At 69.4% G+C, this 21680-nt stretch carries 18 protein-coding genes; 11 read left to right on the forward strand and 7 right to left on the reverse strand.

Going from position 1 to position 21680, the window contains the following annotated elements:
• Positions 1 to 44: 44 nt before the first annotated feature.
• Positions 45 to 854, reverse strand: a complete 810-nt coding sequence (locus tag ADL25_RS43035) for a PP2C family protein-serine/threonine phosphatase (protein WP_059133416.1) — start codon at positions 852 to 854, stop codon at positions 45 to 47.
• Between the two features lie 417 nt (positions 855 to 1271).
• Here ADL25_RS43035 and ADL25_RS43040 point away from each other — a divergent pair, with 417 nt between their 5' ends.
• Genes ADL25_RS43040 through ADL25_RS43050 form a run of 3 tightly spaced genes read left to right on the forward strand, consistent with a single transcriptional unit; the run spans position 1272 to position 7089 of the window.
• A complete protein-coding gene (locus ADL25_RS43040) occupies positions 1272 to 2258 on the forward strand; it encodes a hypothetical protein (protein WP_059133417.1) in 987 nt (328 codons plus the stop codon).
• A 50-nt stretch (positions 2259 to 2308) separates the two neighbouring features.
• On the forward strand, positions 2309 to 4156 hold the full coding sequence (locus ADL25_RS43045; protein ID WP_059133418.1) for an HSP90 family protein: 1848 nt from the start codon (positions 2309 to 2311) through the stop codon (positions 4154 to 4156).
• A 2-nt stretch (positions 4157 to 4158) separates the two neighbouring features.
• Complete coding sequence (locus ADL25_RS43050; RefSeq protein WP_059133419.1) at positions 4159 to 7089, forward strand: hypothetical protein; 2931 nt, start codon at positions 4159 to 4161, stop codon at positions 7087 to 7089.
• Positions 7090 to 7161: 72 nt separating this feature from the next.
• Here the strand turns inward: ADL25_RS43050 and ADL25_RS43055 are convergent, their stop codons facing one another.
• From ADL25_RS43055 to ADL25_RS43065, 3 genes are all read right to left on the reverse strand, one after another.
• Positions 7162 to 7941, reverse strand: coding sequence for an SDR family oxidoreductase (locus tag ADL25_RS43055; protein ID WP_059133420.1), 780 nt, complete (start codon positions 7939 to 7941; stop codon positions 7162 to 7164).
• A gap of 99 nt (positions 7942 to 8040) precedes the next feature.
• On the reverse strand, positions 8041 to 8880 hold the full coding sequence (locus ADL25_RS43060; protein ID WP_059133421.1) for an SDR family NAD(P)-dependent oxidoreductase: 840 nt from the start codon (positions 8878 to 8880) through the stop codon (positions 8041 to 8043).
• Positions 8881 to 9350: 470 nt separating this feature from the next.
• The gene (locus ADL25_RS43065) at positions 9351 to 10226 is read right to left on the reverse strand and encodes a helix-turn-helix transcriptional regulator (protein ID WP_059133422.1); all 876 of its coding nucleotides are present in this window, start codon (positions 10224 to 10226) and stop codon (positions 9351 to 9353) included.
• Positions 10227 to 10520: 294 nt separating this feature from the next.
• On the opposite strand from ADL25_RS43065, the gene ADL25_RS43070 reads away from it, so the two are divergent.
• Entirely contained in the window at positions 10521 to 11378 is an 858-nt protein-coding gene (locus tag ADL25_RS43070; protein ID WP_059133423.1) for a helix-turn-helix transcriptional regulator, read from the forward strand.
• Positions 11379 to 11487: 109 nt separating this feature from the next.
• Positions 11488 to 12054, forward strand: a complete 567-nt coding sequence (locus ADL25_RS43075; RefSeq protein ID WP_059133424.1) for a flavin reductase family protein — start codon at positions 11488 to 11490, stop codon at positions 12052 to 12054.
• 180 nt (positions 12055 to 12234) lie between these two features.
• On the opposite strand, the gene ADL25_RS51370 is transcribed toward ADL25_RS43075, so the two are convergent.
• From ADL25_RS51370 to ADL25_RS51375, 3 genes are all read right to left on the reverse strand, one after another.
• A complete protein-coding gene (locus tag ADL25_RS51370) occupies positions 12235 to 12441 on the reverse strand; it encodes a hypothetical protein (RefSeq protein WP_059133425.1) in 207 nt (68 codons plus the stop codon).
• 195 nt (positions 12442 to 12636) lie between these two features.
• Entirely contained in the window at positions 12637 to 14028 is a 1392-nt protein-coding gene (locus tag ADL25_RS43085) for an amidohydrolase family protein (protein ID WP_059133426.1), read from the reverse strand.
• A gap of 35 nt (positions 14029 to 14063) precedes the next feature.
• Positions 14064 to 14372, reverse strand: coding sequence for an Atu4866 domain-containing protein (locus ADL25_RS51375; protein WP_234381293.1), 309 nt, complete (start codon positions 14370 to 14372; stop codon positions 14064 to 14066).
• A 714-nt stretch (positions 14373 to 15086) separates the two neighbouring features.
• On the opposite strand from ADL25_RS51375, the gene ADL25_RS43095 reads away from it, so the two are divergent.
• The 6 genes from ADL25_RS43095 (at position 15087) to ADL25_RS43120 (ending at position 20785) form a co-directional block, all read left to right on the forward strand.
• Positions 15087 to 15377 carry an Atu4866 domain-containing protein gene (locus ADL25_RS43095; protein ID WP_059133427.1) on the forward strand — a complete coding sequence of 97 codons (291 nt, stop codon included), beginning with the start codon at positions 15087 to 15089 and terminating at the stop codon, positions 15375 to 15377.
• Positions 15378 to 15414: 37 nt separating this feature from the next.
• Positions 15415 to 15678 (forward strand): hypothetical protein, encoded by a 264-nt coding sequence (locus tag ADL25_RS43100; RefSeq protein ID WP_159045150.1) that lies wholly within the window; start codon positions 15415 to 15417, stop codon positions 15676 to 15678.
• Positions 15679 to 15792: 114 nt separating this feature from the next.
• Positions 15793 to 18429 (forward strand): discoidin domain-containing protein, encoded by a 2637-nt coding sequence (locus ADL25_RS43105; RefSeq protein ID WP_059133429.1) that lies wholly within the window; start codon positions 15793 to 15795, stop codon positions 18427 to 18429.
• 353 nt (positions 18430 to 18782) lie between these two features.
• Positions 18783 to 19196 (forward strand): cytidine deaminase family protein, encoded by a 414-nt coding sequence (locus ADL25_RS43110; protein WP_059133432.1) that lies wholly within the window; start codon positions 18783 to 18785, stop codon positions 19194 to 19196.
• 636 nt (positions 19197 to 19832) lie between these two features.
• Positions 19833 to 20330 (forward strand): MarR family winged helix-turn-helix transcriptional regulator, encoded by a 498-nt coding sequence (locus ADL25_RS43115; RefSeq protein ID WP_059133430.1) that lies wholly within the window; start codon positions 19833 to 19835, stop codon positions 20328 to 20330.
• Entirely contained in the window at positions 20327 to 20785 is a 459-nt protein-coding gene (locus ADL25_RS43120) for a hypothetical protein (protein WP_059133431.1), read from the forward strand. The genes ADL25_RS43115 and ADL25_RS43120 overlap by 4 nt, the downstream gene beginning before the upstream one ends.
• Positions 20786 to 21680 lie beyond the last annotated feature (895 nt).

Raw genomic sequence — 21680 nt, forward strand, 5'->3', positions numbered from 1 at the left:
TCAGGATCGTCGGTCGAGGTTCGGTGAAGCGGCTGCCGAGGTGCTCACGGCCCGGGCCAGTCCAGGCACAGGACGGTGGCATCGTCGCGTGGGTCGTGATTTGTGGCCTGCAGGACGGCGTCGGTGAAAACACGCACGGCATCACGCGGGTGCCAGTCGCCGGTCTGCTCGATCAGACTGCGCAGGCCGCAGTCAGTGCCGTGGGGCTCCAGCATGCCGTCGGTGAGGAGGACCAGGCGGTCGCCCGGACGCAGGTCGAGGCTCTGGACGCGATACCCCGGGTTCGGTGTCACGCCGAAGGGCAGGTCGACGAAGAGGGCGATCTCCTCGACCTTTCCGTCGCGCAGACGCAATGGCCAGATGTGACCTGCGTTCACGACGGCGGTGTGGCCGGTGTCGAGAGCGACACGTAGTAGCTGACCGGTGACCATGGCTTGGCCGCCGTATTCGGCGATGGCCTCATGCACCTGATCGGATCGGTCGGAGTCGACCAGATGAGCCTGGTTGGCATAGCGGGCGACTGCCCGATGGGCGTCCTTGGCCTGCGACGCAAGGCCGGCGCCCGCGCGGCGGGCGTTGCGCAGGGCGCCGACGACCATTGTGGCCAGCAGTGCGGCCTGCACGTCGTGGCCCATGGCATCGGTGAGGGACAGGTGCAGGGAGCGGCGGTCGAGGGTGTAGTCGAAGGTATCGCCGCCGATGTCGGCAGCCGGTTCCAGCGCTCCGGCGACGGTGAACCGACCGGCATTACAGGTGAAGGAATCGGGCAGCAGGCGGTGCTGTATCTCCGCTGCAAGCGATAGCCGTGTGGTGCATCGACCCCATTCATACAGATCGGTGAAGCGTCGGTTCACGACAGAGCGTGGGCGGCCTCGGTGATGCAATGCACCGTCTGCGGGTCGGGACGCCCCGACGGCAAGTGGAATGAGCCGGCGTGCAGGGCCTTGGCCGGCGGCCAGTACCGGCACCAACGACTCGGACGCGAAGCGGTCAGAGCACGGTCCGGACAAGTCGGTTGCGTCCCTGGAAGTGGCGTAAGGGTTCCACCTGATCCCGGGGTTTGCTTCGGCTTCCGGCGGATGCCTGCATAGAAGAACGGCCACCCGCTGATCAAAGAGGCGTAGATCGCCGGCAGCACAGACCGCCGGGACCGGAATACGCAAGAGGACGGGACCGAACCCGTGAAGCAGCGGCGGAAACCCTGTGGAAATGGTGTCGGTGGTGCCGCTTATGCTGCACCGGACGATCAAGCGGAACGTTGGGGGCGGGGCATGTTCGACAGGCTGTTCGGCAGAGGTGGGGAGAGGCCGGCGGCGGATCCGTACGCCCTTCCCGCCCCGCGCAGGGCGCGGAACGGGATGTACACGCTGCGCGCGCTCGGAGACTCGCGGGTGCTCGCGCTGGTGGAGGCGGCAGGCTCGGGTGACTGGGTGGCGGTCAAGGCGGCGCTGGCCCCCTTCGATCTCGGCCGCGACGATCAAGTCCTCGGTGAGCTGGCCGACTTGGACGGTGTGCAGGACTGGATCGGCCGGGCCGTCGAAGAGGACAAGGAACATCGCGCGACGGCGCTGCTGATATCCGGCGCGCGCCACGTCAACTGGGGCTGGGAGGCCCGCACCAGCGCTCGTGCCGTGGACGTCTCGCAGGCGCAGTGGCGGGTGTTCCACGAGCGGCTCCAGATCGCCGAGGAACAACTGCTCGAGGCGGCCGAGTTGCAGCCGGAGTGGGTCACGCCGTGGCGCCGCCTGCTCACCTCCGGCCGTGGCATGTCGCTGGGCCCCGCCGTCAACGAGACCCGGCTCGACGCCGCCCTGCGCCGCGATCCGCTGAACCTGGACATCCACATCCAGTGGGTGTCGCAGTTGCAGCCCCGTTGGGGCGGCAAGCCGGGCGAGGCCCTGGCATTCGCCCGTGAAGCGTTCGCCGGGGCGCCCGACGGCCATCGCCTCGGCTGTGTGATCGCTATGGCCCATATCGAGGAGTGGGTGGAGTCGGACAGCAAGAACTGCCTCGACACACCCGGCACACAAGAGGAGTTGAGGAATGCGGCCAGGCGCAGCATCCTCCACCCCGCCTACGAGCGACGCCCGGGCTGGCAGGAGGACTTCAACATGTTCGCCATGGCCCTGGCGCTGTCCTCGGAGGGCATCGTGGCCCCGCGTGTCTTCTACGAGCTGGGTGGCGCCTACACCCCGTGGCCATGGAAGTACATGGCCCAGCCGGAAAAGATGTACGCCCGCTTCCGACGCACCGCCTGAGCCCGCCGCCCCGCCTGTCACTCCTCGCTCACCTCACCCCGGACTGCCCGATGACTCTGCACGACACCCCGTTGAGCCCGGCCGGCGCCGACCGCACCTTCCAGGTGGATCTGCGCGGCCTCGTTGATCTCCTCTCCCACCACCTCTACTCCAGCCCCCGCGTCTACCTGCGCGAACTCCTCCAGAACGCGGTGGACGCGCTGACCGCCCGGCACGGCCTCGAACCGGGCGCCCCTGCCGACGCCTTCGGTATCCGCCTGTACGCCGACGGCTCGGTGGTACGTGTGGAGGACGACGGCGTCGGTCTCACCGAGGACGACGTGCACACCTTCCTCGCCACGATCGGCCGCAGCAGCAAGCGCGCCGAGCGGATCGCCGAGCAACGTGCCGACTTCATCGGCCAGTTCGGCATCGGACTGCTCTCCTGCTTCCTGGTCGCGGACGAGATCCACGTCCTCAGCCGTTCCGCCCGCACCCCCGACGCCCCCGTCGTGGAGTGGCGGGGCCGCGGCGACGGCAGCTACACCGTCCGCACTCTGCCCTCCTCCGCACACCCCCGTCCCGGCACCACCGTCACGCTGACGCCGCGCGTCGACGCGGGCGAGTGGACCCGGCCGGCACAGGTGCACGCGCTGGCCCGGCACTTCGGCTCCCTGCTGCGCCACCCCGTGACCTTCGACGACGGCACGGGAGGCCCGGGCGCATCCGTCAATCCCGAACCCGCTCCGTGGGCGCGTACGTACCCCACGCCGGGAGCACGCTCCCGCGCGCTGGCCGCGTACGGCGAGGAGACCTTCGGATTCACCCCGCTGGACACCATCGAGCTGGACCTGCCGGCCGTGGGCCTGAAGGGCATCGCGTGCGTGCTGCCCGAGGCGGTGCCGGCCGGACGCCGCCACGGCCACCGCGTGCACGTCAAGGGCATGCTGCTGTCCGAGCAGGCCGAGGAGATCCTGCCCGAGTGGGCGTTCTTCGTCCGCTGCGTCGTCGATGCCGAGAGCCTGCGCCCTACGGCGTCCCGCGAGTCCCTGTACGAGGACGACACCCTCGTCGCGGTCCGTGACGCTCTCGCCGAGCGGTTGCGCGCGTGGATCGCCCGGACCGCCGCCAGCGACCCGGATCTCCTCGGCCGCTTCCTCCAGGCCCACCATCTGGCCGTGAAGTCGCTGGCGGTGCACGACGACGAGATCCTGCGGATGCTGCTGCCGTGGCTGCCGTTCGAGACCACCGAGGGGCACGCCACACTGGACGAGTTCGCGCGCACCCACCGCACCGTGCTCGTGACATCCAGCGTGGAGGAGTTCCGGCAGGTCGCGGCGATCGCCTCGGCAGCCGGGCTCGGCGTCGTCAACGGCGGCTACACCTACGACCGTGAACTGGTCCACCGGCTGCCGGAGATCAGGCCGGAGGTCAGCGTCGCCGACCTCGACCCGGCGACGCTCACCGCCCACCTCGACCCCGTCGACCGGGAGACGGAACTGGCCGCCGCGGCCTACCTCGCCCTGGCCCGCGACGCCCTCGCCGTCTTCGACTGCGACGTCGCCCTGCGCACCTTCCAGCCCGCCTCCGCCCCCGCCCTCCTCCTCGACAGCCGGGAGGCCCGGCACGAACGCACCCGTTCCCAACTCGCCCGCGAGCAGCAGGGAGGCCTGTGGGGCGACATCCTCGGCCACCTGCGTCAGGAGGCTCCCCGGGCCCAGCTGATCCTCAACCAGCTCAATCCACTGGTCCGTACGGCCGTCGGCATCGACGAACCCGAACTGGCCCGCACCAGCGCCGAAGCCCTCTACGGGCAGGCCGCGATGCTGTCCCGGCGCCCGCTCAGGCCCGCCGAGTCGAGCCTGATCAACCGCTCCTTCCTCGACCTCCTCGCCCACGCCCTCCGCAAGGACAGCTGACGATGCCGACCGCACCCCAGAACACCGACGAGCTGTACCAGGCGCTCCAGGAGAACGACCGGCGCCCCTACGGCCGTACCCGCACCGTCACCGCCGAGGAACTGGTGGACGCCGCCGAGCAGTTCGCCGAGCCCGTTCCGCTCGTGCACGCGCTCCTCGAGCTCCAGGAGGCGTATACCTACGGCTCCGAACCCCGGAAGTCGCCCGTGGTCTTCGCCCGTCTGCTCACCCTTTTCGAGGAGCAGCCCGACGTCTTCGACGAGCGCCTGCGCCACACGTTGTTCTGGCGGTTCAAGTGGGTGGCCAACGCCTTGCGCGCACTGCCCGAGATGCCGCTGGCCAGCCTCCGCCAGTGGCTGACGGAGATGCGCGACCGGTACGAGAAGGCCGGCCTCGGACTCCAGCCCTACTACGGGCAGGCGTACCAACTCGCCGCCCACGTGGGCGAGGACACCGCCCTCGCCTACGAGTTGTGGGCGAGCCGTACCCGCACCAGGCTCAGCGACTGCGAGGCCTGTGAGATCTGCGAGCGCGCTCTGTACCACCTTGCTGCGGGTGACGACGAGCGTGCGCTGCGTACCTGGGAGCCCGTCCTGACCGGGAAGGAATCCTGCCAGGAGGAGCCCGCCCGCTCCGTGTCGTACGCCCTGCTTCCCCTGCTGCGCACGGGCTGCACCGACCGGGCGCGCGAGGCGCACCTGGCCGGTTACCGCGCCTGCCGCCGCAATCCCTCGATGTCCGGGGAGGTCGGCCGGCACCTGGAGTTCTGCGCGCTGACCGGCAACGAGGCTCGCGGTCTGGAACTGCTTGCCGAAAACCGGAACCTGTTCGACGAGGTCGACTCGCCGCTGGACCTGCTCAGCTTTCTCACGGGCGCGGAGGTCCTGCTGCAGCGCGTCGAATTTCTCGGGCACGGGGAGCTGCCCGCAGCCGGATACGCGGGCCGCACCTGGACGGTGGCCGGTCTGCGCGCCGAGGTGCACGGTCGCGCCGACGACCTGGCCGCACGCTTCGACGCCCGCAACGGAACCACGGCCCACACCGACCGGCGCAGGGCCCGCCTCGACCGTGCCCCCCTCCTGGACGCGCTGGAACTGACCCTGCGCACCCGAGGCCTCGACGATGTGGCGCCGGCCGCCCCGGTTGCCGCGCCCGGCCCCCGCGCGACGGCCGCTGTCCCCGAGTCACTGCCCGAACTCATCCTCCGGGCAAGGGCGTTGGAGGAGCTGGGGCATCCGGATGCAACGGCCTGCTGGGCACGGCTGCGCACACTCGTCGCCGCCCCCGACTACGTCCATCCCGCCGACCCGGCCGTGGGGCCGCTCGTACAACTACGCGCGGACCTGCTGGAGGACGAGGCGAGCCGAGCGGGTGACAAGGAGGCGTTCGACGAGGCGGCCGCCCTGTACGAGAAGGCCGCGAGCCTGTACGACGATGCCGGAGCGCCGGGTCACGCGGCGCTCGCCCGCGCCTGCGCCCTGATCCCCGCGGGTGAGCCCGCGGAAGGTGCCGATGGCGCCGAGGCGAAGGCCGCCGAGCTGACCGCCGCACACGCGGCTCTGGTCCGTCTGCACGAGGAGACGCCCGACTTCGCCCCGTACCAGGAGGCCCGTGTGCTACGGCTGCGGGCGACCGCGCTGGGCCTGCGTCTGCAGACCTCCAGGAACGAGGAGCACGCCGCGCCGGTCCTTGCCGAGACGGACCTGCTGCTCGCCTTCGCCACCCGGCACGACATCGCCGCGCAGGTCTCCGGCGCCCTCCTGCTGCGGGCCAGTACGTACGCCATCTCCGGCGATCTACCTGCCGCGCTGACGGAGACCGACGCCCTCCTCGACCGGCTGAGGGCGCACGGCCCTGCCTGGCACCTGCCCCGCACGCTGGGCCTGCGCGGCCGGATCCAGCTCGGCCTCAAGGACGCCCAGGCCGCCCACGCGGACCTGACCGAGAGCCTGCGAGTGGCGGCCGAGTGGCCGGTCGGCACCATCGACACCGCCCGCCTCCAAGGTGATCTGGCCGAAGCCTGCATGCACCTGGGCCGCCCCGACGAGGCACTGCGGCACCTGACGCGCTCCGCGGAGCTGGAACTGCGCCACGGCAGCCGCACGGACGCGTTCCACTCCTACAGCAACGCGGCGCGGCTCAGCCTCGACCTGGGCCGCGTCGAGGACTGCATCGCGCTGCTCGACTCCCTCCTGACCGAACCTGACGTCGCCGCCGGAGAGCTGGACGACCGGCTCGTCGCCCAACTGCGCCTGACCCGCGCCCGCGCGTTGCACGCGGGTGAGGATCTGAAGGCCGCCACGGTGGAGTTCGCCGCCCTCGCGGCCGAGTCGGCCGGCTGGGACGACGATCCCGGAAGCCACGCCATGATCGCCGCTGAGACCGCCGTGATCCTCGCCGAGTCGGGCGAGTTCGGCCGGGCCCGCGAGGCCGCGGACCAGGCTCTCGCCGCCCACGCGCGGGCCCCGCGCTACGAGCAGCTCAGCAGCTGCCTGCGTGAACTCGCCCGCCTCCAGGCCCAGCAGCAGGGTTCGGAGGGCCTGGCCGACGCCCTCGCCTGCCTCGAGGACGCGGGCGGGATCGCCGACGAGGCCCGCGCTGCCGAGTACGAGGCCCGTGGCCGCTCCCTGGACAGTGCCCTGGCCTATGAGCACGGACGGGTCAACGCCTACGCCGGCGAGTACGAGACCGCCCTGGCCGCCCTGGACAAGGCTCTCGTCCTGCTCGGCGAAACGGGACCCGACGAGGACCACGCCGACGAGTGGGCCGAGTGCGTCCGTCTTGCGGGTGCGGTGGAGGGCATCTACCTGGAACGCCCCGCCCCGGCCCTCACTCGCCTCGACGCGGCGGTCTCCCGCCTCACCGCCCTGGGCCACACCGAGGAGACCGAGGAACTGGTCTCCCTGGCGGCCCGGCTGCGCGACGAAGGGTGACGCGGCGGGGGCGGGGGGGGGGGGGGGGGCCCCCCCCGCCCCCCCCCCCCCCCCGCCATGACGGGTGGTGTGTCAGACGGCCTGGGCGGTGGGCAGGATGGTGATCTCGGTGAGGTTGACATGGCGCGGGACGGCGGCCATGAAGGCGACGGTCTCGGCGATGTCCGCGCTCTGCAGGACGTCGATGTCGTGGATGAGGTCGGCCATCAGCTTGGAGGCGTCGGGGTCGGTGACGTGGTCGGGCAGCTCGGTGTCGACCATGCCGGGCTCGATGGTGGCCACGCGGACCATCTTGGGGCCGAGTTCGACGCGCAGCAGCCGGGTGAGGTGGCTGATGTAGGCCTTGGTGCCGGAGTAGACGGAGAACTTTGTCAGGATGCGAGTGGCCGCGATCGACGAGGTGTTGATCAGGTCGGCGGGCCGGCCCGCGGCGGCGGACTCCGTCAGGTGCGGGACGAACGCGGCGATCACGTTCATTAGGCCGCCGATGTTGAGGTCGATCTGGCGCTGCCAGTCGTCGACCTTGAGCTCCTCGATGCCGGAGATGAGCTGGACACCGGCGTTGTTGAACACGAGGTCGGCCTTGCCGAAGCGCTCGGCGACCTGGTCGGCGGCGGCCTGGACCGCGGCGCGGTCGGTCACGTCGACGGCCAGGGCGAGCGCGGTGCCGCCGGCGCTCTCGATGTTCTTGACCACACCGTCAAGACGCTCCTTGCGCCGGGCCAGTACGACCACGGTCGCGCCGAGTTCGGCCAGGCGCTCGGCGGTGACGGCACCCATGCCGCTGGAGGCGCCGGAGACGACGGCGACACGGCCGGTGAGGGGGGTACCGGTGAGCAGGACAGCAGACATCACAAAACCTCAATCTCTTTGATCACAGGTGGGGGGAGGGAGAAAGGGAGGAGGGAAGGCTCCGGGTACCCGAGCGGGTCGGGCACCGGGTGCGGAGTGTCAGGCGGCGTCGTCGTGTGCGGTGGCCGCGGACTTGTCGCGCCAGGGCGCGAGGTCGTCCTGGACCTGCAGGTACTTGACGTCGAGCCGCTCCAGCGTGTCGCGCCCGAGGTAGAGATGCGTGGGCAGTTTCTCGGTGGAGGTCGCCTCGACGATGAGGGCGGCGCCCTTCACGGGGTCGCCGAGCTGGGCGTGGTTGGCCCGGTCGATCCAGTCCAGGGTGACGTGCGCCGGGGTGTCGTCGTAGTCGCTGATGCGGTTCTGGGCGACCGACAGGGAGCTGGCGTCCAGGAAGTCGGTGCGGAAGACGCCCGGCTCGACGACCATCGACTGGATGCCGAAGGGCGCCATCTCGGCGGAGAGCGCCTCGCTGATGCCGGCGACGGCGAACTTCGAGGCGGAGTACAGGCTGACGCCCGGCTCGCCCTCGAAGCCGGAGCGGGACCCGATGTGCACCAGCCGGCCCGAACCCTGCTTGCGCATCACGGGCAGCACGGCGCGGGTGACGTTGATAAGGCCGAAGACGTTGAGGTCGAACAGCGACCGGGCCTCCGCGTCGGTGATCTCCTCCAGCGCGCCCAGCAGGCCGCGGCCGGCGTTGTTCACCAGGACATCGATGCCGCCGAACCGCTCCGCGGCGGCCTCGACCGCCTGCGGGATGCTGTCGTTGTCCGTGACGTCCAGGGCGACCGCGAAGACCTTGTCGGAACTCTTCAGATCGTCCGGAACACGCTCCGGATTTCGTACGGCGACCACGACATTGTTACCGCCTGCCAGAGCGGCACGGGCTATTTCCGCGCCGATTCCGCGGGAGGCACCGGTGACAAACCACGTAGCCATGGGAAAAACCTCTTTCGTTGCTTTCCCCTTGAGGGGGATTTGCTGTTGACGTATTCGAGTCTGTCCCTCCTCCAGGGCGATATGAAGGCAGCGATTTTCCTGGGAGTCCCACACCCAGGATGAGAATGGGACTTGGCAGACTGTGGCATGTCCGCAGCTTGAAAGTGGGTACACCCCTGTTCAGCCAACGATGACCCGACTGGCCGGTCCGCAGGCCGGACCGAAAGCCGGTGGCGCGGCATGCTCGGCGCGGTAGCGGCCAACCGCGCTTGAGCAGATATGGGCGGATCCACATGACGGCTTTTCGACCGACGGGCGGATGGCGAAGTGGATCTCTCAGGAAACCCTCTGAGTCGAATTCCAGGTGCCGTCGAGGACGGCTGCCGCAGTATCGGCTCCCCTTTTCGTCCCGCGAACCTTGCCGGCACACATGAACGTGCCTGCAGATGGCCAGTGACGGCAGCTCGCCCTCAGGTGCCGTGCGCGGGGTTCTGCTGGTGCGGCACGTCGGGCACGCTGACGGAGCCCAGCAGGGCCAGCCCGTCAGCGGAGGGGGAGCCGGGCTCGGCCTGCAGGATGACGAGCTGCTGTCCCGGGGCGCTGCGGATGTTCAGGGCCTCGTGCCGCAGCTCCAGATCGCCCACGAGCGAGTGGTGGACCTGCTTGATCTCGTAGGGCGGGAGCCGGGTGTACTCGCGCGCCCACAGGGCGCGGAACTCGCCGCTGCGCACCGACAGCTCACCGACGAGCTCCAGGATGCGGGGGTCCTCCGGAGTGCTCGCGGCGGTCTGCTGGAGGTCGGCGACCGCCCGGTGCCTGGCCCGTTCCGGACTGCGGTAGAAGGTCTTCGCGGCGGGGTCCAGGAAAAGCATGCGTAGGACGTTGTCGTGCTGGGCGAAGTCGCGGTAGAGGGCGTCGGCGAGCGCGTTGGTGGCCAGCAGGTCCTGGGCGTGACCGAAGATGAACGCCGGTGTCCCGGTCCAGCTCTCGATCAGCTGCCGTAGGTGCGGCCGGACACGCTCGACCCGGACAGGCGCCTTCGTGCGGCGGGCGGCCGGCTGGGCCAGCCGGAACAGTTCCCGCTTGTCCTCGTCGCCGAGTTGCAACACGCGCGCGATGGCCTCCAGCACTCGGGGTGAGGGACTGAGCTCACGGCCCTGCTCCAGTCGGCTGTAGTAGCTCGGGCTGACCCCCGCGAGCGCGGCGACCTCGTTGCGCCGCAGCCCGGGCACTCGTCGCCGACCGGCGGCAGGCAGCCCCGCGGCTGCGGGGCTGAGGCGTTCCCTGCCGGCACGGAGGAACTGACCCAGCCCTTCCACCGAGTCAAGGCGCGTTGCGTTGTCCATACCACCGAGGTTAGGCGGAAAACGCCAGGAAAAGTCCCGCCTATGGTGGGTGCATTACACCCAGGATTGCGGGCTCTCAGGAGCCTGGGCCTTGTGGGGGCTTGGCGTGGCCCCTGGCTGTCTGCGGTCGCATTCACCCTCTTCCGGCAGCTGCAGCTACTGCGACGAGTCGCCGGGAATCCACGCCGCAACATGCGCGGGATTGAAGTCACCTCATGTGATGCGCGTGCTACGTGATGTCATGCTGTGCCTCTGAGGGATCCCCATGGCGCGAAAGCCACCTAGTCTTGCAGCATGAGCAATGGGACGCCTTTGGGTGACTTTCTACGAGCCCGCAGAGAAGCCCTGAAGCCGCACGACGTCGGTCTGCCCGAACACGGGCGGCGCCGCGTGCCGGGACTGCGCAGAGAGGAAGTCGCGCTGCTCGCCGGAGTCAGCTCCGACTACTACATCAGACTGGAACAGGGCCGCGAGAACAGCCCCTCCCCACAGGTCCTCGACGCCGTGGCGCAAGCGCTGAAATTGGACGCGGAGTCCACCGACCATCTCAACCGTCTCTGCCTGGCCGCCTCGCAACGCCCTCACGACTGGGGCGAGGCGGACGTCAGTCCACAGCTCCTTCAGTTGATGGAAGGCTGGGATCACACCCCTGCCTTTGTCGTCGGTCCGGCCCTGGACATCATGGCGGGCAACTCTCTTGCCACAGCTCTGCACAGCGGTTTCGACAAGTTCGACAACCTTGCCCGGATGGTGTTCCTCGACCCGGCAGGGCGCGACTTCTACCAGGAATGGGAGCGGGCCGCGCACTCCTGCGTCGCTGAGATCAGGGCCGCCTACGGCCATGACCCCGAGTCCGTCCGCATCGCCGAGGTCGTGGCACACCTGTCCGCCCAGAGCCCGGAGTTCGCCGCGCTCTGGCAACGGCACGACGTCAAGAGCAAGTCTCAGGAAGGCAAGCATCTGAAACACGCCCAGGTCGGAGACCTCCACATCAAGTTCGCGGCCTTCACCGTCAACGGAGCCCCGCACCAGCAACTGGTGGTCTACCAGGCCGAACCCGCCAGCCCTACAGCGGCCGCGTTCGAGACGCTGAGGAGCATGGGTACGCAACCGAAGCAGGCCCGGGCTGAGGCGACGGACGCGAGCATGTGAGTTCCGGTGGAGGCCGGCCCTGCCACACACAGGAAGAACGCGGCCTTCATGGCGGTGACGCCGTCTGCCGACACTCGATGCCACAGACCGCACGGCACCGGGAGCAGACATGATCACCGTAAAGGACCTTCAGCCGCACCCCCTGGACCAGGTTCACCGTCTCATCGAACCGGGCCCCGTCATCCTGATCGCCACCCGGCACCGCGGCATTCCGAACGTGATGACCAACGGGTTCAACATGATGGTGCGCCACGCGCCGCCGCTGATCGCCTGCACCATCGGCCCCTGGGACCACAGCTACCAGGCCCTGGTAGAAACGGGGGAGTGCGTCATCTCGGTCCCTACGGCCGATATGGCCGCCACCGTCGTCGACATCGGCAACTGCTCGGGGGCCGACGTCGACAAGTTCGAGGAGTTCGACCTGACCGCCGTGACCGCCGAGAAGGTCCAGGCACCGCTGGTCGCCGAATGCTTCGCCAACATTGAGTGCCAGGTCGCCGACAGTAGTCTCGTGGCCCCCTACAGCCTCTTCCTGCTGGGGCCCGTCAGGGCCTGGACCGACCCCTCGCAGCCCCACCCGCAACTGTTCCACCACCACGGAGACGGCACCTTCACACTCGACGGGCCGACCATCGACCTGAAGGACCGCATGACCAAGTGGCAGTACCTCCTATAGACGGGCCCGGGACCAGGCGACGATCGCCCGGCCTTCTCGGCCGGCCGACAGCACAATCAGGCGATCACAGGCAGTCGGTCTGGTGAAGGGGATCACGTGGTGGCACCGAGTGGTGTGCCTGGGTGCGCTCACGGTGCCGTAGTGGTTCGCCGCGAAGATCACCTACCGCTTCGTCGCCGGTCACCGGACGATGAGGGGAGGATGTGCGCAGTGCGACTTGGTGCGCAGGCGGGGCGGGGGTTGTTCCGTGCCGCGGTGGCGTAGCGCGGACAGGGCGAGCAGGACGCCCAGGGTGAGCGCGACGACGATGACCCGGAGAACGCCGCCGAAGCCCAGTCCGCTCAGCGCGCCGGTGAGCTGGGGGCCGAGGCCGGCGCCGATGAACATGCTGCATCCGTAGAGGGCGACGGCCGCTCCGCATGCGTGCGGAGCGGCCGCGTTGACGGTCTCGACGACGGCACTGGCGGACCCAGACCAGTGCCCGCGGAGCGCTCACCGCCGCCGCGGGGTGACGCCGGAACCGGCGGGGAGACGGCGAGGAGGAGGAGCAGCCGGGGGGCTGCGGAACGAGGGTGGGGACTCTCAGACGGCCGGGGTGTTCAGCACGTACTCGCGTGAGGCGTGTACCTTGCCGCGCAGGGCGGCCAGGTTGACGTCGAGGACCTGTCCGTTCCACTTGCGGGTCTCGCCGTTGATGAGGACGGCGCTGATGTTGCGGGCGTCGGAGCCCAGCACGATCGTGCCGATCGGGTCGTTGAGCGGCATGTTGTTGAGGTCCTCGGCCTGGATGACCAGCAGATCGGCCTTCTTGCCCGGGGTGAGTGAACCGGTGACGCCGACCAGGCCGTTGGTGCGGGCGCCCTGGAGGGTGGCGAAGTCGAGGACGTCGCGGGTGGTGATGCGGGAGGGCTGACGGCCCGTGCCGTGGGCGGCGTTGACCGCGCGCATCCGCTGGATGGCGTGCAGGGCCCGCATCTGGGTGAACATGTCGCTGGCCAGGGCGACTTCGACGTCGATGCTCAGCCCGGGACGGATGCCGGCGGACAGCGCCTCATCGACGGCGGGGATCGCCGTCTCCAGGCCGATCTGGGCGTCGGAGGTCGGCGCGAGGGCCACGGTGGTACCGGACTCGCCCATCGCCTGCCACGCCTCGGGGGTCAGTCCGGTGGAGTGGATGAGGGTGACGTCGGGGCCGAGGATGCTGTCCTTGGCCCAGCGCAGGACCGCGTCGGAGGAGGCGCTGCCGAACACGGCATCCACGCTCACCCCGACGCCCAGCTCCCGTGCGACGCGGGCGAGTTCGGGGCCGTAGGCGAGCGCGGGTCCGGCGATCTCGTCGGTGGCCAGGGTCGCCAGGCGCAGCGTGAGCAGTTGGTCGTCGCTGCTGAAGTACTGGCTCTTGAGGCGAGGCAGGTCGCCGGGCCACTGCCGGTCCCAGTCACCGAAGTGCGGGCCCATGGCGGCGTGCACGCCACGGATGCCGGTGTCGCGCAGCGCCTCGACGGCGGCGTCGGAGTGCTCGCGGGTACGGGAGTTGTGGGAGAAGTCGAGCATGGTCGTGATGCCGCTGTCGATCGCGGTCAGAGCGGCCAGTCTGGTGCCGATGTACATGTTCTGGGGCCGGTAGACCGTGGCGTAGCCGGCGAGGGTGGCCATCACATAGCCGCCGAGGTCGTCGACGTCCGGCATGATCCGGCGCAACTGGGCTTCCCAGGCGTGCCGGTGGGTGTCGACGAAGCCGGGGGCGAGGATCGCGCCGGTGGCGTCGACGACCACGGCGTCCGGCGCGTCGAGGCGGGGGCCGACGGCGGTGATCGTGTCGCCCTCGACGAGGAGGTCGCCGCCGTCGAGGACACCGAGGCCGGAGTCCATGGTGACGACGGTCGCGCCGGTGAACAGGATGCGCCGCCGGTCGGCGGGCCGGCGCCGGAGCTCTTCGAGGACGGCGGCGCTGGTGGTGTGGTTGAGGTTCATGGGACTCTTCTCTCGGTACGGCGGGGGAGGGAAAGTCAGCCGACCTTCATGACGTAGCCCGCGTGGTGCAGTTCGTCGCCCTGGAACTCGCCGTAGGCCCGGAAGCCGAGGTCGTCCAGGTAGTCGATGCGGTTGCCGTCGATCCAGTAGCGGCCCTGGTAGGCGTACGGGCGTCCGCCCCGGGTCTCGTCGTAGCGCCCGTCGGCGGTGAGCTCCTGGTGCAGGAAGTCGTTCCGGTCGATCCACACACCGACGCGCGGGCTGCCGGTCAGGTCCTCCGCGGCCGGGATGCCCGTCTCGGGTGCGGCGGCCCGGCCGGGGACGTCGGTGCCGGCCCACAGCACCGGCCGGCCCGCCGAGACGAGCGCGCGGACCCGCTCCGGGGGGGCTCAGGAGTGCGGCCACCGCGCTCGGCACGTCGTCGGCGAGTTCGTCGGGCACCACCAGGAAGTCGGTGGTGTTGCCCGGTGCCAGGGTCGCGACGTACTCCGAGCGGTGGCCGCGGCCGCCGGCCAGCGCGATGGCGTCCATGACGGCGGGGAGGATGGTCGTGCCGGTGGCGTCGACGACGATCGCGTTGTCGTCCCCGGCTGCCGTGACGATGCTGGGGCCGACCCCCACGATCAGGGAGCCGACGAACAGGATGTCGGCGCCGACCATGGCACCGATCAACGGGTCCATCGTCAGGATCCGGGCATGCGAGAACAGGACGGGACGTCCCTTGTCGTTCGAGAGGATGTCATCGAAGGCCTCGGGGTTCCAGCTCACGGTGCCGGTGGCGGTGATGTTGTGTACTCCTCGGTGGAGTCGCCTCATCGGTGTGTCCGCTGCGGGAGTGAGCGTCGACGCGGCTCCGAGGCGAGTGTCCGGCGGCTACGGCAGGCGCCTGACCATCAGGTTCGTGGCGCCGCGGTACCGGAACCAGGCCGCTCTGTCCCTAGGTGTCGGGCTGCCACGATCCGGCCGGCTCGCGATGCTGGGTGCGCGGTACCCAGGAAACACTCACCTGGGGAGACGGCGGCCTGGTTGCCGCCGCCCGCCAGGCCGATTGTGGCGGCATGACCAGCAACGACATGCCCCGCGACCCGCACCCGTACGTCGGGATGTGGGTGACCGCCGACGGATTCATCCGCCAGGAACTGCTGCCGAGCGGCCGCTACGACGAGGCCCGTGGCAACCGTCGGAGCGCCTACACCGGCAGCTACACCGTCACCGGCAACCACCTCGAGTACGTCGACGACACCGGCTTCACCGCCACCGGTGACATCCGCGACGGTGTTCTCTACCACGAGCACCTGGTTCTCTACCGCGAGGGCGACGAGCGGGCCGGGCGGGTGAGCCGACCATAGCCAAGGTTTCTCGATGGGCAGGGTCGGTGGGGTTAAGGTGCGTGCTCTAGAAGGTGCTGGTCTGCTGGGCGGGAAGTCCGCCTACGCGGGCCGTGTGATGCCGCAGGGGCACGCGGTCCGGTCGATCGACAAGAGCCTCGCGGCTACCGGCCCGATGGAACTCGACGCTGCGAAAGCCTCCGGCGGGGGCCGGCGATGGCGGTACGACTTCCCCAGCACTGGCAACACCTGCCTGGCCGCCGACGGAATCCGCGTATTCCTCGTGCACGACCGCGAGTTCATCGCCCTCTGTACGTCCTGAAACTACTCCTGTCCCAACGCTGTACGGGCGCCCCGTGTTCGAGATAGCGTCGCCTCGCAACTGGGAATTGAAACGATTCAGTCCTGTCTTGCTCAGGGAAGAGTGGGGAGCGTCATGGCGTCGAACAGCACACCGGACAAGGGCCTTTCCCGGCGCACGGTTCTGGCCACGGCTGGCACTGTCGGGCTCACGGCAGTATCCCTCTCCGCCGGACTCCCCTCAGCCGAGGCCCTACCCGTCCAGGAGGCCTCCACTTCCGTCAACGGGGGACCGTCGCGCCGCCCCGGCGGCTGGCACCGGTACGTCCAGGGCCCGTCCTCCCGCACGGTCCGCCCCGTGCGGATCGTCGCGGCGAGCGGCGACGTGACGAAGCCCGCGGCGTTGCTCGAGCCCGGCGGCGCCAGATCCGTCCTGCGGCGTCCGCGCCCCGCGGCGGCGCCGCGCTGGCCCGACGGCACCACGGCCGAGGCCTCGTCGGCTCATGCAGGCAACAACGGCAACGACGGGCAGCCGCGCACCTACGACGCCGCCAACGCGATCGACGGCAACCCGGACACCTTCTGGAACGACGACACGCCGGGGGCGTTCCCCGACGTCCTTACCATCACCATGCCGCAGGTCACGCCCTTGACGGGCATCACGGTGATCTCCAACAGCGACGGCGTGCCGACCGACTACACCGTTGAGGTGTGGCGCGACGGCAACTGGCACACCGCTGCCACGGTCACCGGCAACGACGCGGTCCAGAAGGCCGTTCCGTTCACGGAGGAGATCAGTACCGATCGCGTGCGCATCACGGTGACCAACGCGCAGGACACGCCGCACGGTTACTTCACGCGGATCAACGAGGTCTGGCCCGCGCCCGTCGCCCCCATTCCCGTACCGAGCATCACCGTGGACTTCGGCAAGGTGGTGGTCGGCTATCCGCAGATCCGGTTCACCTCGGCGTCCGACAATTCCCCCGGTGTGCGGGTGGCGTTCTCCGAGACCCGGCAATTCCTCACCGACCGCTCGGACTTCACCCGCTCCGACCAGGCGGGCGGTGCCGGGCAGGGCACGGATCAGTTCACCGTCCCCGCAATGGGCGCCAACTGGACGGACCACAAGGGCTTCCAGACGGGTGACCAGGTGTTCGCGGACGGACTGCACGGTTTCCGGTACCTCAGGATCAGCCTCGACGCGCTGGCCTCCGACAGCCCTGCCGCCCAGCCCTGGGGGACGGTGGAGATTGACTCGATCGCGCTGCAGTTCACCGCGTATCTCGGCACGCCCAGCACCTACCGCGGCTGGTTCCTCTGCTCCGACGACGAGTTGAATCGTTACTGGTACGGTGCCTCGTACACCAACGAACTGGTCACCGACACCTTCCGCCAGGACGACGTCGATCCACGCAACGCCTGGAGTGCCTCGCTGGAAGGGAAGCTGGTCCTGCAGGACGGCGCCAAGCGCGACCGCGACCCGTATGTCGGCGACCTTGCCGTCTCCGCGCGCACCCTCTACCTGACCCACGACGATGCCGCCGAGGCAGCCCGCAACGTCCTGGCCGACCTCGCCGACCACCAGCGCGCCGACGGCTGGATCCCGCCCGCTTCCATCGGCAACTACACCCTTCCCCTCTTCGACTACCCGCTCTACTGGGTCACCTGCAGCTGGGACTACGTCCTCTACACCGGCGACCGCCCGTACGCCACCCGCTACTACCCGACCCTGCTGAAAGTCCTCGACACCTGGTACCCCAGCGTCACCGACGACGCCGGTCTGCTGAGCAAGGGCCTCAACGGCACCCAGGGATACGGCGACTACGCCTTCCTGGGCCGCACGGGCCGCGTCACCTATTACAACGCGCTCTACGTCCAAGCCCTCCAGGACGCGGCCCGGCTTGCCCGGCTGCTGGGGCAGAACGCCGACGCCTCACGCTGGAGCGCCAGGGCGGACAAGGTCGCACAGGCCGTCAACTCGCTGCTATGGGACGCCGACGCGGGCGCCTACCTGGACTCTGGGACCGGCGCGGCGCGTCACGCCCAGGACGGCAACTCCCTGGCCGTCGTCACCGGTATCGCCGATGCCGACCGTGCGGCATCGGCGCTCGCGCATCTCGACGCGACGACCAAGCGGGCCTACGGGAACGCGTTCATGGACAACGACACCCTCTTCGACCAGGCCTCCCAGCGGGTCTACGCCTTCACCTCCTATCCGGAGATACAGGCGCGTTTCCTGGCCGGCCGAGCCGACTCCGCCCTGGATCAGATCCGCCGCACGTACGGCTGGATGGACAGGAACGACCCCGGCATCACCCACTGGGAAGGCATCGGGCCGGGCGGATCCCTGTACGAGGACGCCTACACCAGCATGGCTCACGGCTGGTCCACCGGCGTCCTGCCGGCCCTGACCCACCACCTGCTCGGTGCCCGGCCGACCTCGCCCGGTTACGCCACCTGGGAGGTGCGCCCGCAACCTGCCGATGTCGACTGGGCGACGGGCCAACTGCCGACCCCTCACGGCCCCTTGAGCGTCGAATGGGCGAACAGCGCGGGCTCCTTCCGCCTCACCGTCCACGGGCCTGGGCGTACCCAGGGGGCGGTCGCCTTCCCCGGCGACCCGCGCGGGCAACGCGTGCGCACCGCCCGGCGGACACTGTGGGACGGCCGACGGGCATCGACACGCGACGTCGCCGTGGTCGACGGAACGCTCACCGTCTCGAGCCTGGGGCCGGGCCACCACACCTTCGTGTGCGAGCGGCACGGCGGGTGACCGTGCCGGCTCCGACCACGGTCGGCGGGCGACCACCCGCCGACCGCCATCTGCCGCTCCGCCTCCGGCCGGGCACGGTCACCAGCACCCGTCACGGAGAAGATCGAAGACCTCCTCAGGCCCACCCTGGGCTGGAGCAGAACCTGCGAATGTCCTGAGCTCACCGCCTCGCGGAACCACGGGGCGGATCGCAGACAGAGCCGCGATGAAGTGCCACACCCAGAAGAACTGCTCGCACGGCAGATGCCACCGGGCGCGACGTATCAGGAGACAGCGCACCGGCCGCCGATATCCGCTTGCAAAACTTCGTCACGCGGGCCAACGTCGCCTGGCACCCGACGAAGGCAGAGAAGATGACCACGCAGACCCACCCCGCCGACCACGAACTGATCCAGGTCGCAGCCCATATCGCGCGCACACGATGCCAAGGGGACAACCACACGATGGCAGCCGTGGCCCGCTCCGTCGATGGCCGCATCATCTCCGCTGTAAACGCCTACCACTTCACGGGAGGCCCCTGCGCCGAACTGGTGCTCATCGGCGCAGCGGCTGCCCAGGGCGCCTACGAGCTGGACACCATCGTCGCGGTGGGTGACCGTGACCGGGGGGTTGTTCCACCGTGTGGCCGGTGCCGTCAGGTCCTTATCGACTACTTCCCTGCCCTCAAAGTCATCGTCGGTGAAGATGACCACATCCGGACCGTCCACATCTCCGACCTACTGCCCGAAAGCTACATCTGGGCGGATCACCAGCTCGAGGCTGAGTAAACGCTCCTCAGCACGGGCCGTCACCGCGAGCCGTCAACCGGGCAGACGTTTCCTAATTCCCCGTTACCGGTGGCGCGATGAGCTGTGAGCCTTGTGGTGCTGTTCGAATGTTGGACCGTGACGTCTACACGTTGCCTGGCGACTGACGCCTCGCATCAGAGCGGCGCACGGTCCGGCGTATCTCGTGAGGGCGGCTGCGTGGGCACCTGGCGAACACGGCGTTGATGCCTGCGCATAGAGCGGTGACGCTGGGCTCCGCGACCGCCACCACGTCAACACCCCTCGCGTGATCACTCGTTGGTGTGGGTGGTGCGAGCCCACTGCACGGTGACCTCTTGATACGCCCGAGCCGTCCTAGCTCCCACCTAGACCGAGGCCCGTGGGGTGCGCTGGTGCCATGACGGCTACTGAGGTTGCGGACCAACTCTGGTGCCGGGCGGGGGCACAGGCTGGAGGCGCAGATCCGCTAGGAGACACGCTGGATGGCGAGGAGAGCGGCATCATCACCAAGGCGTCTGTGGGCGTGGGTCAACAGGTCTTCGGCGGCTTTAGCCCAACTCCAGCACATGGCGTCTCCGTCGTCACATCCGAGGAAGATAGTAGCCATGGACACAGTGTCCATGTAATCTATTCTTCATGAGCAAGGGTTCATCGCCGAGCCCCACGCCCGGCTTCCTGGTGTGGCGGCTCGCCAACAAGTGGCGTGTCGCGGTCGATCGCGCGGTGGCTCCGCTGGGTCTCACGCACGCGCAGTACGTACTGGTTGCGTCGCTGCTCGGCATGCAGCGCGCTGGCGAGCGGCCCAGTCAGCGCCGACTCGCCGACCACACCGGCCTGGAGGCGTTGTACGTCTCGAAGCTGGCGCGCGCCCTGGAGTCGGCCGGTCTGATCGAGCGCACCCGCGATCCCCGCGACCCGCGTGCCGTACAGCTCGCGCTCACCGAGCAAGGACAGGCTGTCACGCGGCAGGCCATCGCGGTGGTCCAGGAACTGCTTCAGCAGTTGCTGGAACCGCTCGGCGGCCTCGACGCCCTGCGGACGCGCGCGTTCACCGACGAGCTGACGACCCTGCTCGCCGCGCCTCTCGCTCCAACCGTACCGAACGACCAGAGCACTCAGAGGAGAACACCGTGACCACCACCACATCCACCGCTACCGCGCCCGTTGCCGACGCTCGCGCCCTCGCCTTGGCACACTATGCTGCCCGCGGCGTCCTGGAGCACGTCCTGGCCCGGTACGGCGCCACGTTTCAGCAACAGGTCGCCTTGCGCACCGCCATCACCACCGAGACCCCGCAGACGCCGGACGATCTCATCACCCAGGTCCAGGGCTCCCTCAAGGCCGATCCGGCCGACATCCGCGCCACCCTCGACGAATTGCTGGCCAAGCAGCTGCTCGTCGCGGACGGCGCGTACCTTCGCCCCACGGACGCGGGGCGCGAGCTGCTCGCCGCCGCCGGCGCCGAGACCGCCCCCATCTCCGCCCGCATCTGGGGCGGGATCCCCGCAGAGGACCTGGCCGCCGCCGGCCGCGTTCTCGCCCTGGTCACCGAGCGCGCCAACGCGGAGCTTGCGGCGTTGAGCGCCTGACCTCCCCATCGGTCGTGTAACTGGCTGTGATCACAAGGTGGTTCGAGTTTGATCCTTGATCCAGATTATGGAGGCGCGGAGATGCAGGCCGGCGAGGTAGCTCTCGGGTCTCTTCTCGTAGCGGGTGGCGATGCCCCGCCAGGCTGCAGCTCGGTGATCAGGCGTTCGACGGTATTCCTCTCTTCGTAGAGGTCGGTAACGTGCCCGACGGGTCGGGCGCTCCCGTTGCCCTCTATTCCTCCGGTTGGCGGCCTGGTCCTCCTTCTCCGGAATGACCGCCTTGATCTGGCGTTGGCGCGGGCGCCGCGGGACGAGTCTTGTCCCCGGCGACCGCGTCGGGCCGGGTGCGGGACGGCCGACCGACTGGCGGACCGCACCTTCTTGAGCACCGGGATGAACACGCTGCCGGAAGGAGGTGGCGCGGCACGTGTACGAGTTAGGGGGCGCGGTCCCCGCGCTTGCTGCCACGCGCGGGTATTCGGTACATCAGTTCGCTGTCGTGAACCACGACCATCCGGTCGTCGTCCCGCTCGGCGACGTGTCCATCGACGCCCCGTGCGACCGGCCCTCGATGGCATAAGCGCAGCTCAGCACCTAGCGCCGGGCCCGCGACCCGCCTCCAGCACCGCCGACCCGGACCTGAGCGGATTTGGTACCGCGCCAATGCTCGACGAGATCGCGGTGCCCGCCAAGCCGACCGTCGAGCAGGGCTGGGGCTCGCGGTGGCCAAGGTGAAGGAAGTCCTGCGCAGCCACACCGGCACCCGCGAGAGCGGCCACTGAAGAAAACCCGAAAAAAATTTCAGGAATAAGGGGTCGGTCGTCGGGTACGCGCCTGCTTGCCGGAGGACAGGCCGGCGGGATGAGACCGAACGACCGGGAGGGGCGCGTCGTGG

This window comes from Streptomyces sp. NRRL F-5122, assembly GCF_001507435.1.
GTDB classification, from domain to species: Bacteria; Actinomycetota; Actinomycetes; order Streptomycetales; family Streptomycetaceae; genus Streptomyces; species Streptomyces lannensis.

Excerpts from the sequence above, each read along its gene's own strand:
- ADL25_RS43040 (WP_059133417.1), top strand. The coding sequence starts at position 1,272 with ATGTTCGACAGGCTGTTCGGCAGAGGTGGGGAGAGGCCGGCGGCGGAT.
- ADL25_RS43045 (WP_059133418.1), top strand. The coding sequence starts at position 2,309 with ATGACTCTGCACGACACCCCGTTGAGCCCGGCCGGCGCCGACCGCACC.
- ADL25_RS43050 (WP_059133419.1), top strand. The coding sequence starts at position 4,159 with ATGCCGACCGCACCCCAGAACACCGACGAGCTGTACCAGGCGCTCCAG.
- ADL25_RS43055 (WP_059133420.1), bottom strand. The coding sequence starts at position 7,941 with ATGTCTGCTGTCCTGCTCACCGGTACCCCCCTCACCGGCCGTGTCGCC.
- ADL25_RS43060 (WP_059133421.1), bottom strand. The coding sequence starts at position 8,880 with ATGGCTACGTGGTTTGTCACCGGTGCCTCCCGCGGAATCGGCGCGGAA.
- ADL25_RS43065 (WP_059133422.1), bottom strand. The coding sequence starts at position 10,226 with ATGGACAACGCAACGCGCCTTGACTCGGTGGAAGGGCTGGGTCAGTTC.
- ADL25_RS43070 (WP_059133423.1), top strand. The coding sequence starts at position 10,521 with ATGAGCAATGGGACGCCTTTGGGTGACTTTCTACGAGCCCGCAGAGAA.
- ADL25_RS43075 (WP_059133424.1), top strand. The coding sequence starts at position 11,488 with ATGATCACCGTAAAGGACCTTCAGCCGCACCCCCTGGACCAGGTTCAC.
- ADL25_RS51370 (WP_059133425.1), bottom strand. The coding sequence starts at position 12,441 with ATGTTCATCGGCGCCGGCCTCGGCCCCCAGCTCACCGGCGCGCTGAGC.
- ADL25_RS43085 (WP_059133426.1), bottom strand. The coding sequence starts at position 14,028 with ATGAACCTCAACCACACCACCAGCGCCGCCGTCCTCGAAGAGCTCCGG.
- ADL25_RS43095 (WP_059133427.1), top strand. The coding sequence starts at position 15,087 with ATGACCAGCAACGACATGCCCCGCGACCCGCACCCGTACGTCGGGATG.
- ADL25_RS43105 (WP_059133429.1), top strand. The coding sequence starts at position 15,793 with ATGGCGTCGAACAGCACACCGGACAAGGGCCTTTCCCGGCGCACGGTT.
- ADL25_RS43110 (WP_059133432.1), top strand. The coding sequence starts at position 18,783 with ATGACCACGCAGACCCACCCCGCCGACCACGAACTGATCCAGGTCGCA.
- ADL25_RS43115 (WP_059133430.1), top strand. The coding sequence starts at position 19,833 with ATGAGCAAGGGTTCATCGCCGAGCCCCACGCCCGGCTTCCTGGTGTGG.